This is a genomic window from Cystobacter fuscus (assembly GCF_044360685.1).
Classification (GTDB): Bacteria; Myxococcota; Myxococcia; order Myxococcales; family Myxococcaceae; genus Cystobacter; species Cystobacter fuscus_C.
The window spans coordinates 2,277,637-2,289,913 of record NZ_CP043491.1 but is presented as its reverse complement, the minus strand read 5'-3'; the positions used below and the strand labels follow the sequence as shown (position 1 = coordinate 2,289,913).

Here is a 12,277-nt window from a genome sequence, read left to right as displayed (position 1 = left end):
CTACCCAGACCGCTCAGAGCAAGCCGAGCCGCCTGGATAGTGCGATGGAAGCGCCCAACACCAACTCGGCGCAAGTGGCCCAGGCCCTGAACGGTTCCGGAGGCACGAGCGGAAAGGTGCATCCCTCGACCGTGCATGGGAGCTTCCAGCATGCCCTCACGCAGGCCCAGGAGGCGGATAAGCCTCCTGCCACGGCCTCCACGGGGAAGCCCCCTGCCACGGCCTCCACGGGGAAGCCTCCTGCCACGGCCCAGACCGCCTCCACGGAGAAGCCCCCTGCCACGGCCTCCACGGGGAAGCCTCCTGCCACGGCCCAGACCGCCTCCACGGAGAAGCCTCCTGCCACGGCCCAGGCCGCCTCCACGGAGAAGCCTCCTGCCACGGCCCAGGCCGCCTCCACGGAGAAGCCTCCTGCCACGGCCCAGGCCGCCTCCACGGAGAAGCCTCCTGCCACGGCCCAGGCCACCTCCACGGAGAAGCCTCCTGCCACGGCCCAGGCCACCTCCACGGAGAAGCCCCCTGCCACGGCCTCCACGGAGAAGCCTCCTGCCACGGCCCAGGCCACCTCCACGGAGAAGCCTCCTGCCACGGCCCAGGCCACCTCCACGGAGAAGCCCCTGCCACGGCCTCCACGGAGAAGCCTCCTGCCACGGCCAGGCCGCCTCCACGGAGAAGCCCCTGCCACGGCCTCCACGGGGAAGCCCCCTGCCACGGCTCAGGCCGCCTCCACGGAGAAGCCTCCTGCCACGGCCTCCACGGAGAAGCCTCCTGCCACGGCCCAGGCCACCTCCACGGGGAAGCCTCCTGCCACGGCTCAGGCCGCCTCCACGGAGAAGCCTCCTGCCACGGCTCAGGCCGCCTCCACGGAGAAGCCTCCTGCCACGGCCCAGGCCGCCTCCACGGAGAAGCCTCCTGCCACGGCCTCCACGGAGAAGCCCCCTGCCACGGCCTCCACGGGGAAGCCCAGCACGCTGGCGAACCTGAACCAGCTCGCCTCGAGCGCGCTGAACGGCCTGAACCACGCGGCCCACCTCGCCGACTCGGTGGTCCAAGGGGCCCATCTCGCCTCCAGTCTGATGGGGAGCGTGAACCATCTCGCCTCGATCCTGACGGGCGGCGGTTCGACGCATGCGACGCACGGTTTCGAGGGCACGCACCAAGCCCCGGGCTACGGACACGGCGGCGCGGTGGAGCACGGGGCGACCCATGCCGCGTCCCATTCACATCCGGCGAACCTGGCTCACTCGGCGTCCTCCACCTTCGAGGCGGCTCATGCGATGCTCGGCAACGCGAGCATGCTGGCGGGTCTCCTCCAGGGCGGCAGTGGCGCCCTGGCGAGGGCGGCCGGGCGTCTCGCTCCGGGCCTCAACCTCGCCATGGCGGGCATGGACGCCGCCCATGCCGCGAAGACCTTCTTGAATTCCAACGCGACCCTGGGCCAGAAGCTCAACTCGGGCATCACCGCCATGGGCTCCATCGCCGCCGCCACCAACATGCCCGTCCTGGCGCAGGCCGGCGCCACCGCCGCCGCCCTCAGCAGCTTGGCGACTTCCCTCGGGGGGTTGTCCCATGGCCACAGGCCGCACGTCGGCGGTTGAGCGGTAGCCTCCCGCCTCGAAAGGAGCCTTCATGGACCCGAACCAGAAATCCGCTCCGCCCGCCAAGAAGCCCTTCGCGTTTCCAATGTCCATGTCGCTGGCGCGCAGGGCCGAGAAGGGCGCTCCGGTGGAGCTGCCTCCGGTGACCGCGCCTTCCCTGGAGGGCCTCTCCATCACCGTGCCCGCCCCGGAGCCCATCTCCGCCCAGCAGATCCAGGAGCGCTTCCAGGAGCTGGCACGTGCGTACGCCACCGAGCGCATGCGTTCGCGCACCGAGCCCATCGCCTGGGGCGATGAGGTGCTGGTCAACATCGCGGGGTATTCGAACGGCCGCCTCATCCCCTTCAGCGTGCGCGCCGATGCATGGATTCCACTGGCACCCGCCCCCCTGCTGCCCGGCCTGTACGAGGAGCTGGTGGGCCACTTGCCAGGAGAGAACGTGCTGGTGAACATCACCCTGGGCGAGGACTACCCCGTCGAGGCGCTGCGCGGTCAGCTCGCGCGCTTCGCCGTCCAGCTCCAGGCCGCGCGTGAGGTGAAGTACCCGGATCCGTCGAGCCCGGAGTTCCTCAAGGCCTTGGGCCGGGGAAACACGGTGGAGGCGGCGACGCGTGCCGTGTTGAAGGAGCTGGAGGAGATGACCGTGCGGTTGCTGCAACTCCGGGCCCAGGAGATGGTGCTCGATGAGGTGGCCGCCCGCACGCAGGTGGACATTCCCGAGGCGCTCGTCGACGAGGAGGTCCGCCGCCGCTGGGGCTCGAGCGAGGGCCGCGCCGTGACCGACCTCAAGTTCACCGTGAAGCAGCAGGAGGAGTCGCTGCAGACGTGGCTGAGTGACGAGCCCACCCGGGCCGCGGCCCGGCAGCGGCTGCGCATCGGCCTGGCGCTGGGCGCCATCTGCGCGCGCGACGGCGTCACCCTCACTCCGGACAAGGTACAGGAGGTCATCCAGGCCGAGGCCACCACGCTCGGGGTTCCGCTGGATCAAGCCACCGCCGCCCTGCGCGAGGATCCGCAGCAGTACGCCCGCATCGAGCAGGTGGCCTGGCACCTGATGGCGGTCGGGTACGTCATGAGCAAGGCCCAGGTGCGCTTCGCGGACGCCTGAGTCCCCGGCTCGCGCGGGTAAGCACCAGCAACCGTGCGGGTCCAGGAGTAGCGCTCAGTCGGCCCGGCTTCGCAGCAGGCTCTCCAGGCTCATGTCGAGCGACAGGGCCAGGCCGAGCATGCTCTCGACCTGCGAGGAGGTCATCTTCAGGTGGGCGCTGAGCGCACCGCGGGTGCGCTCGAGCACCTCCTCGCGGGCTCGCGCGATCCAGCGGGAGATCGTCGAGGCGTTCACCCGGTGCATGACGCCCAGCTTCTCGAGCTTGATTCCCTCCGCGTAGTACATGCGCAGGAGGTTGCGCTCGCGGCTCGACAGCGCCGCCATGGCCTCGCGCAGCGCCGAGCGGAGCAGTTCCGCGTGGCGCTCGCGCAGCAGCCGCGACTCCGGATCCAGCGCCGGATCCATGGCCTGCAACAGGAGCCGGTCCTCCGTCAGCACCTCGCGCTGGGTGCCCCGGCGCAGGCTGATTCCCGTCCTCAGCGCGGCCACCCGGAGCCAGGCGGCGAGCGGCCCGAGCCCGGTATAGGCCGCGAGCTTCGGCGCCTCCCCCTCGCCCACGAGCAGTCTGTGGCCGAGCACCGACTTCACCTCATCGACGAGCTCGAGCTCGGCGCCCATCCCCCGCAGCGCGGCGCGCACCTCGACGTCCAATCGATGGCTCAGCTCCCGCTGTGCGGCGGCGTCGCCCGAGAGGCACGCGAAGGCGAGCAGCAGGTCGTGCACCTGGACACAGGAGAGCACCTCCTCGAGCTCCCCTCCCTCGGTGAGCCGCTCCGCCATGTAGCTGACGAACGCCACCTCATCCCCTCCGATGCCCGGGAGCCGGAGACGGGCGTCATCGATCAGTGAGCGCAGGCGACGCTCGAGTGCGCCGGCATCACCAAGCTTCGCCGCCGCCGCGGGTGCGAGGCGTCCGCGAAAGGCACGGGAAAGGGGGAGCAGGGAGTCCACGCGGGCATGATACACACCGCCTCACGGGGACGACGAATCGTGGCCCAGGCGCCGGCCGCCTCCGGCACGCGCGCGGGCGAGATAGCTCCGGGCCCTGACGAGCGCTTCTTTGTTGCCGCCAGTTTCCCGCAGCTTCACGGCGCGCTCCAGTGAAGGGAGCGCCCGCTCGAAGCGCCCGAGGTGGAAGGCCGCCACGCCGATGACGTCGAGGGACGAAGCGAGGCTGGAGTGCTCGGGCCCCCACTCCTTTTCCTGGGCGGCGAGGGCGCGCTCGGCCATCGGGAGCGCCTCGGCATACCGGCGCAGCCCGATCAATGCCTCCGCGATGTTCAACAGGATGCCGGCCTTGTAGGCGCTGTCCGGCTTGAAGCTCTGCTCGTACACCGCGAGCGCCTGCTGGTACGCCGCGAGCGCTTCGGCATGGCGGCCGTCCATGAAGAGGATCCACCCGAGGATGTTGAGATCGTCGGAGACCGCGACATGCTCGGGGCCCAGCGCCCGGGTGTGGATGGCGATGGCCCGCTCCACCAGCTCCTTCGCGGCGGCATACCGCTTCTGGAGGGCCAGGAGATTGCCGAGCTCGACGAGGACGATGCCGTGATCCGGATGCTCCGGGCCGAGCGCCTTCTCGGTGATGGCCCGCGCACGATGGAGCGCGGCGAGCGCCTCGTCGCGCCTGCCCATCCTGGAGAGCACCTGGCCGAGTTGCACCAGTGCCTTCGCGACGTCCGGATGCTCGGGGCCATGAAGCTTCTCGGCGAGGGCTCGCGCGCGGTCGAGCACCTGGAGCGCGCGGGCATCGTCACCACGGCGGTTCTCCTCCGTGCCAAGCGCCATCAGGATCCTGGCGACCACGGGATGCTCACCGAGCCCGGCCTGCTCCATGATCTCGAGGGCGCGCCGATAGCGCGCCGCCGCCTCCTCGTACTTTTCCTCGAGCTGGAGCACCACCCCCAGGTTGAACAGCGAGATGGCGACTTTCGGATGCCGGGGGCCGAAGATCGTCTCGAGGATCGCGAGCGCTCGCTCGTGGTGCGCGCGGGCCTCCTCGTAGAGGGAGAGACTCAAGGACGCGATGGCGACCTCGCCGAGGGACTGGGCAAGGTCCGGGTGGTCCTCGGGCAGCAGCCGGCGGTGGATCGCCAGCGCCTCCCGCGCGTCCTTCAAGGCCTCCTGATAGTCACCCTTCGCCCACAGCACGCCGCCGCGTGTCGAGAGCAACCGGGCCATTTCCAGCTCGGCGTTACCGAGGCGGACGATGGCGGCGTGCGCGTGCTTCCCGAGCGCCAGCGCCTCGTCGAAACGCGACAGCCTCCGGCCGACGATGTGGACGAGCTTCGTCCAGGCGTGCGCCGCGGTGACGTCATCGCGGCCGGCCTCCGCCGCGAGCACGGCCTCACGCAGGGTCTTCTCGGCGGCCTTCTCCTCTCCCAGAAACGCCTCGGCCTCCCCCTGGAGCACACCGAGCCGAGCCTCGAGTGGCTGGTAACCCGTGGCCCTGGCCTCCTCACGCACCCCGCGCACCACCTCGAGGGCCTCCCTGGGCTTGCCCGCCTGGACGAGCGCATGGACCTCGGCCGCCTTCACGCCGAGCGCCTCCACCTTCGCGCGTACCGCCGGATCCGTCGGCGGCGGCACCTTCGCGCTCAGCGCCCGGAGGTCCGAGCACAGGGAGAGCGGAGGGAGGGCGCGCACCGCTTCCACCGCGTGCTCCACCACACCCGGGTCCGCCCGGGTGAAGAACGTCCCGAGCGCCCTCACCTCCTCGAGCCGCTCGTCGAGGCACATCATCCGGAGCGCCTGATGCGCCTCGAGCTGCTCCCTGCGCACCTGGGTCGCCTCGCAGGCGTCCCGGCGGGCCTCGACCCAGGCACGTGTGTAGCCGTCGAGGAGCGCCGCGCTCATCCGCGCGGCGTCCTGGGCGAAGGGGGCGCCGGTGGCGAGGAACGCGTCGAGCATCGCGCGCTCGCGCTCGTCATCCCAGACGCCGGCGAGCCTGCGCTCCCCACCGGCACACACCTGGCTCGGCGACGTTCCGAGCGCGAGGGCCCCGAGCGCGCCCAGGGAGAGCAGCGCGAGGACGCCCACACCGAGGCGTACCCGGCGCCAGGGCACGGCCTGAGTCGGCGAAAGCTCCGCGAGCAACGCCTCCATCGAGGCGAAGCGCTCTTCCCGCCGTGGACGCAACGCGCGGAGCAGGGCGCGCCGGACGCGCTCCGGAACTCCTCCGCCGACGGGCGGCTGCGCGAGGCCCCGCGCCTTGCTCGCCGCGAGCTCCTCGAGGCTATTGCCCTCGAAGGCCCCGCGCCGGTAGAGGGCCTCGTGCAGCGCGACCCCGAAGCTGAACTGGTCCGCGAGCGGACCGGCCCGCTCTCCGCGGTGCTGCTCCGGTGCCATGTAGAGCGGTGTACCCAGCAGCCCTCCCGTCCGGGACACCCGCGAGGACGACGAGCACCCGCCGGCCGGGCCCTCTCCAGAAGCGTCCTCGCTCGTCCACCCGGCGAGGCCGAAGTCGGTGACGCGGACGCGGCCATCCAGGCCGACCAGCACGTTGGCGGGCTTGAAGTCCCGGTGCACGAGGCCCACCGCGTGGGCCGCCGCGAGCCCCCGCCCCGCCTGCACGAAGTGCTCGAGGATCACGTCCGCGGGATGGGGGCCTTCGTCCAGCCAGGCGGAGAGCGGCCGCCCGTCGACATACTCCATGGCGATGAAGATCTGCCCGTCGTGGCTGTTGACGTCGTAGATCGTCACCACGTTCGGATGGGAGAGCCGCGCGGCGATGCGCGCCTCGCGCACGAGCCGGGCCGAGGCGAGGTCCACCCCGATGCGCGCGGCCAGTTCGCCTCGCAGGACCTTGAGCGCCACCTTGCGCTCGAGCACGGAGTCGTGCGCGGCATACACGACCCCCATCCCCCCCCGGCCGAGCACGTCGAGCAGGGTGTAGCGGCCGAACCGCACGCCGCGATCGAGCGGCTCGAGGCTGGAGGCGGGCGCCACGATGGCCTCGTCTTCCGCTCCTCCCGTGGTGAGCGATGCCCTGACGGCCGCGACCACCAGGGAGCGGCACGACTCGCAGATGTCGACGTGCGCGTCGAACGCGGTTGCCTCGGCGGCCGACAATCGCCCCTCGACGAAGGCAACAATCGTGTTCTCTCCAGGGTGCTTCATCGCCGTCCCAGGGCCATCCCGACTTATCCAGAATACCTTGATTAATCAAAGTATGTCGAGCGTCCGCGCCAGTCCCAGTATGGACGGTCTTGAGACCTCCCTGCGAGTCAAGGCGGCGATGTTTTGTAGCCTCCGGGTGGCATGTTGGTGGCGGAGCGGGCCGGCCGCTGCCAGCGGGCACCCCGTCCAGTACGAGCTGGATGCCTCCTACCAGCCGAAGGTTCGGGTGACCGCGGGCGCGGGGATGGACCTGGGCGCCCTGACTAGGGCAGCACCAGTTCGAAGCGCACGGCGTCGGCAACGACGTGACCGGTGGTTCCGGCGTTTGAAATCACCACGCCGCCGCTCGTCCCGGCGTTGAAGGGATAGGTGCCGAGCAACTGCCAGGAGCCGCCGTTCACCTGTTGATTCCTATACACGAGAACGGTACCTGAGTTGCAGGTGATGCGATAGGGGACGTTGTTCGAGCGGGTATTATCAGCCGTCCATCGGGCATAGACATTGTAAGTGCCTGCCACGGGAAGGTTGGGGGTGAACCTGGCGGTCGTCGAACCCTTGCCGGCGTTGTTGTCGTGGGCGTAGTCATATCCGTGAAACCCGGGGGCGCTCCTGCTGTGGATCCAGGTGCCGGTCTTGTCGCTGTTGCTGAGTCTGGCGTTGTCCACGATGACCTCGCTCGCGATGGGAGTGAAGCGAACGGCATCGGCGATGACGGTCCCGGTGGTGCCGGTCGTGCGAATCGTCACCGACGCGTTCCTCTTGGAGAGCGCGTAGGTGCCGAGCAGGTTCCAGGTGCCACCACCCACCGTCTGATTGACAGTCACCGTGGTCGTCGTTCCGTTGGCCTTGACGATGTCGACCGGAACGTTGGTGGCGCGACCGCTGCCGGAGGTCCACTGCATGTAGACGTTGTAGGTGCCGTCCTGGCTCAGGGTCGGCGTATACTGGACCGACCTGATGCCCTTACCGGTGTCATTGTCGTGCAGATAATTGGTGCCGATATAACCAGGGGTTACGGAGCTGGCCACCCATGCGCCGGTGCCGGCTGTGATGGTGATGCCGGTCGAGTCCGTATTGTCCTTCACGGGCTCGGTCCGCAGGTAGACGCGGCTGTAATCCCATTCGTAATATTTTCCCGCCAGCTCGGAAGCAGGGATGGAGAAGTCATTTCTCGTCTCCGGCTTCCGGCTGCCCCACGTGCCGTCGAAATGGAAACTCATGTTGACGGCCGGAGCGGTCGAGCCGCCGCCAACGGTCCAGTGGATGGTGCCGCTTTGAACCTGAACGCCGTCCACGAAGGCCGCGTAGGTATTGTCCTGGCGATAGAGCCAGGTCCAGACATGCCATTCGGCTGGGTTGTAAACCGGGGAGGAATAAGCGGGGATGCCGTTGGCGGTCATGCCGTTGGCCCAGTTGGCGTGATAATTGGTCGCGGAGCTTCCTCCGACCACGCTTGAATGCCAATACCGGCCGTCGTAGTTGTTGCCACCGCCAATCGAGGCGTTGTCATAGCCAAAACTCTCTATCAAGTCGTATTCGGCCCCCTTGTTCCAAGTGTTGCCGTCGGCCCAGAGGGCGAACCAGAAGTGGCGCGGCGTGACATAACGCACCCGGGTCTCCCAGAGAACGTCCTGCCCGAGTCTGGAGCCGCCACCCGGCAGGATCCACTTGGGCTGGAATGCCCCGCTCCCCGTGTTGAGCAAATAGGGATCAAGAGTGGTGGCACCGTTCAGCGGCACGAGATAGGTGCGCAGTGTATCCGTGAAGAACGCGCGAACCGGTGACGTGGTATCCACGCCCTCGATGGGCTGGCCCGAAATCGCGGTTGCCGCGTTCGGGGCCACCATGCTCGCTCCATAACCTGGGTTCGAGTCCAGCCCGTGCTGATCGTGGTACTGGAAATGGCTGTTCATGACCGACATGTCCGTGACGGTGCTGCTGGGGCTCGTGCCGAAGTTCCAGTTCTTCACGAGAACGAAGCCGGAGCCGTCCACCGCGTATGCCGGAGCTGGACCGACCGCCGGAGTGGCGATGGTGCCGCCACCGATGGTTTCGGCCGCCGCCCATGCGGGAGTGAGGAGGGGAGCAAGGCTGACGGAGAGCGCGACTCCTCGGATCATGACGCGGCGCGGGGCGAATGACATTGTCGACATGAACTCCCCTTGGAACAAGCACGGTGTGCCACACCAGCGGCGTGGTGGATGAAAAGGGGCCCGCGGCAAGGCGGCGCCCCTCCTCCGCGGGAAACGAGGACCCCGAGGGGCCCTCATGCATTGGCGACGTGCCGCGGCATCACTTCAACGCGCCCGCCGGGATCTCGACCACGTACGTATCGACGTCCGTGGCGCTGCCACTGCCCCAGTTGGAACCGAAGACCACCCGCGTGAAGTCACGGTTGACGCTGGCGTGCGGCTCGCTCCAGTAACCGTTCGAAACGGTGCGGTGGTGCGCCAGCGTGTAGATGGTCGGGTTGGCTTTCAGCTGCACGGCCATCACCTTGCGGTGCAGCCACTGCAGCGAGCCGCCGTAATCGGCATAGGTGCTGACCACCACCCAGCCGGGTCTGGCGAACGCCTTGCCCGAGACATGCAGCGCCGTCGCGGTGCCGCTCAGGTAGGTCGAAAACAGCGCCGTGCGCACGCCCGTGCGCAGGTTCACCATGAACACGTCACCCGCGTTGGACTGGTAGTCGACAGCCACGTAGACGTCGTCGCCATTGGCGTCCAGCGCCAGGTCCGAGTGCTCGGACTTCGCGAACAGCTGGGTCTTCTGGCTGAAGTCCCGAGAGAACGCCACCGTGCCGAGCGCACCGTCGCTGGACACCACGCAGGAGTTGCCGCTGGGGGACATGCTCACATGGTCGGGACGCTCGCCCTTGGTGTCATACATGCCCAGGATGGTGTTGGTGTCGCGGTCCCAGGTGAACACGCCGACGCTGCTCCAGTCGCTCGCGTCGACCATGAAGCACCAGTAGCGTCCGTCCGCCGAGGGAGAGCCCTCCGATTTCGTCCATGCCGCCGCCGAGGTCGGCCACCTGGCTTTCAGCCGTGCGCCAAAGTCGCCCACGACGCGGGAGGCCCCGGTCGAGACATTCAACTCGTGGAGCCGCATGCCGACGCCATTGGTGGGCAGGTAGTACAACAGGTCCGGATTCGTCGGGTGCCATTGCGGCTCCGCGTCCGCGGCCGGGCCCGACAGCTGCTTCAGGCGCGCATGGGTGTTGGCGTCATACACATGCCAATACCCATCGAGGGCGTACACCAGCTGCTTCGTGTTGTTCGAGTTGAAGGCCTGGCGGCGCGAGTAGTCGTTTCGGGCAAAGCCCGACACGCCGTCAGCGGCGTGGTCGGTGGCGCGCACGACACACGTCTTGTAGGTGGGCTCCGAAAACGCCACCCCCTTGGAGGGCTTCGCCACCGTGGGGATCGGCGAGGCCTGACGGGTGCTGGTGAGAGCGAAGTCGGGTGCATAGAACGAGGCACACGCGGGGCTGAGCGCCGACTCGCTCACCGGAGCCGGCTGCGTGCTGCGCTGGCACGTCTTGAACTGGCCGGGCGCGGGGTCCGGATTGAAAAAGCAGTACACGCTGCCCGCGGCCAACTCTCGAGTGACCCAGGTATCACCCAGCCCGAATCTCACGGTCGACGGCTTGTCCAACGTGAAGGTCTGATACTGGTTCGCGACCGTCTCCCACCCCTCCGCGGCGAGTCCAGAAGCACCCGGCGTCAAGGGGGGACCGCCGTCGACCGTGTCCACGCCACAGCCCACCAAGGAGAGACACACCAGCGCCACCCTCCACACACCTACGTCGCACATCAAGCCACGATTCATGCCAAACGCTCCTCGTTGATCGCCGACAGCAGGACACCGTCGCGTTATTCATGACGCACGGGGGTTGAGGGGTTTGCATTTTTTCATTTCTTGAGACTGGGCGAGGTTGCACGGGCCCGGGTGACGCCAGGCGACGAAGTGGACCTGGAGGGATGGGGGGCGGGGGCGGCGCGCCACAACCTCGGCCACCTTCCCCCTTCTTCGCCGCTGGGCTCGCCAATACTAGAATCCTGCGTGGCATGAGTCCTTCCCCCCTCGCAACCGGCCAGCTCGTCAAACGGGTGCTGGTGCTGTACCGCACCGTGACAACCGCCTGCTCCTCCCATACCGAAGCGATGAGGGACGATGTCGCACCCTCCATGGCGGAGCGCTCATGCGGCGTGCCCTTGGAGGGGGCTTCCCTCGAACCTGCGCTACCGCTCGCTCGTGTGGAGCTACCACCTGAGGGCGGTGTCCGGCTGTACCTCCCACAGGTGAGGGTGGAGCCCTCGTTCCAGCACTTCACTCGGGAAGATGCCCGGCGCGTCCTCCAGCAGTTCCATGAGAACCTGGCCGAGTTGAAGCGGCGCAAGCGGTGGGTGGCTTCCACGGGCACCCTGCTCGCCTTGGTACAGGAGCCAGACTCGGTGGAGGAGATTCTCTTGAAGGAGTACACCGAGCGTTACGGTGAACCCAGCCTCCCTTTGCCAGACTCTCTGCGCAAGAGTCCTTTGGTCATGGCGCTGCGGCTTTCCCCCAAGTACATGCCGGAGGGCATTCGCGAGGGCGCCGAGGAGCTCTTCCGCGACCCGGCATTCCTTGCAGGAGTCGCTGTCTCCCTGGTGGTCTACGTCACGTCATGGGCAGCACCCGAGCCGCTGTTCACGAAAACCTTCGCGGTAGGAATCCACCGATTGGCGACCACGCCATGATTACCTGGCGAGGGGAGCTACTTGAGATATTATAAAATTTCAAACGACATGCGCATCCTGGACCGATGGACGTTTGGCGATCCCATGGATGGGGATGGTCAAGAACTCTGGCATGGGCATCTGACCGAAGGGCTGCCCATCTCGGTGCGGGAGCCCCTCCGCATCGGGCTGTATGCCCCTGGGCGCCCGCTGGACTTCTCGACCACCGCGTTCTGCGTCCCTATCGTCCACGGCAAGGTCAAAGAGCTCCTCGAACAGCTTGGGTTGGACGGCCAGATGCAGTTGTTTCCCATCACCGTCGAAGGGCAATCAGCGCCCCATTACCTGTTGAACCTGCTCCGAGTCGTTCGCTGTATAGACGACGCGCGATGTGAAGAGGTTGCGTATCGAACCGCTGAGGACGGCTATGAGGACGGAATCGGTGAATACCGTAACGTGGTCGGCATGCGCATCGACCCGAGCAAGGTGGGGAATGCCGAGATATTCCGCCCGTGGGGCTGGCAGACGAACATCATCGTTTCCGAGCGAGTCAAGCGGGCTATGGAGGAGTCCGGCATGACAGGTGCGCGTTTCACGGAGGTCTGACGGACATTCCCACCAGCACCGCGTCGTCCACCGGCTCCGCCGAGTAGCGTCACGCCCAGAAGGCTCTACTCCAGTCCACCAGCCGCCCCACCTTCCTGGACTCCCACGCTCACACCAACAGGTGG

General features: G+C 67.8%; 8 protein-coding genes. 4 read left to right on the top strand and 4 right to left on the bottom strand.

Features of this window, described 5'->3' with window-relative positions; translation table 11 throughout:
- Positions 1–44: 44 nt before the first annotated feature.
- Together F0U63_RS09485 and F0U63_RS09480 are read left to right on the top strand one after the other, a co-directional pair.
- A complete protein-coding gene (locus tag F0U63_RS09485) occupies positions 45–1,598 on the top strand; it encodes a hypothetical protein (RefSeq protein WP_395845571.1) in 1,554 nt (517 codons plus the stop codon).
- A gap of 31 nt (positions 1,599–1,629) precedes the next feature.
- Entirely contained in the window at positions 1,630–2,706 is a 1,077-nt protein-coding gene (locus tag F0U63_RS09480) for a peptidylprolyl isomerase (RefSeq protein ID WP_395845570.1), read from the top strand.
- Between the two features lie 54 nt (positions 2,707–2,760).
- Here the strand turns inward: F0U63_RS09480 and F0U63_RS09475 are convergent, their stop codons facing one another.
- The 4 genes from F0U63_RS09475 to F0U63_RS09460 all read right to left on the bottom strand — a co-directional run bounded on the left by F0U63_RS09475 (position 2,761) and on the right by F0U63_RS09460 (position 10,656).
- Positions 2,761–3,504: a sigma factor-like helix-turn-helix DNA-binding protein gene (locus tag F0U63_RS09475; protein WP_395845569.1), complete on the bottom strand. Its 744-nt coding sequence runs from the start codon at positions 3,502–3,504 to the stop codon at positions 2,761–2,763.
- Between the two features lie 174 nt (positions 3,505–3,678).
- Complete coding sequence (locus F0U63_RS09470; protein ID WP_395845568.1) at positions 3,679–6,825, bottom strand: tetratricopeptide repeat protein; 3,147 nt, start codon at positions 6,823–6,825, stop codon at positions 3,679–3,681.
- 263 nt (positions 6,826–7,088) lie between these two features.
- Positions 7,089–8,978 (bottom strand): hypothetical protein, encoded by a 1,890-nt coding sequence (locus tag F0U63_RS09465; protein ID WP_395845567.1) that lies wholly within the window; start codon positions 8,976–8,978, stop codon positions 7,089–7,091.
- Positions 8,979–9,117: 139 nt separating this feature from the next.
- A complete protein-coding gene (locus F0U63_RS09460) occupies positions 9,118–10,656 on the bottom strand; it encodes a hypothetical protein (protein ID WP_395845566.1) in 1,539 nt (512 codons plus the stop codon).
- 239 nt (positions 10,657–10,895) lie between these two features.
- Here F0U63_RS09460 and F0U63_RS09455 point away from each other — a divergent pair, with 239 nt between their 5' ends.
- Both F0U63_RS09455 and F0U63_RS09450 read left to right on the top strand, forming a co-directional pair.
- On the top strand, positions 10,896–11,567 hold the full coding sequence (locus F0U63_RS09455; RefSeq protein ID WP_395845565.1) for a hypothetical protein: 672 nt from the start codon (positions 10,896–10,898) through the stop codon (positions 11,565–11,567).
- A gap of 48 nt (positions 11,568–11,615) precedes the next feature.
- Positions 11,616–12,152, top strand: a complete 537-nt coding sequence (locus F0U63_RS09450) for an imm11 family protein (RefSeq protein WP_395845564.1) — start codon at positions 11,616–11,618, stop codon at positions 12,150–12,152.
- Positions 12,153–12,277 lie beyond the last annotated feature (125 nt).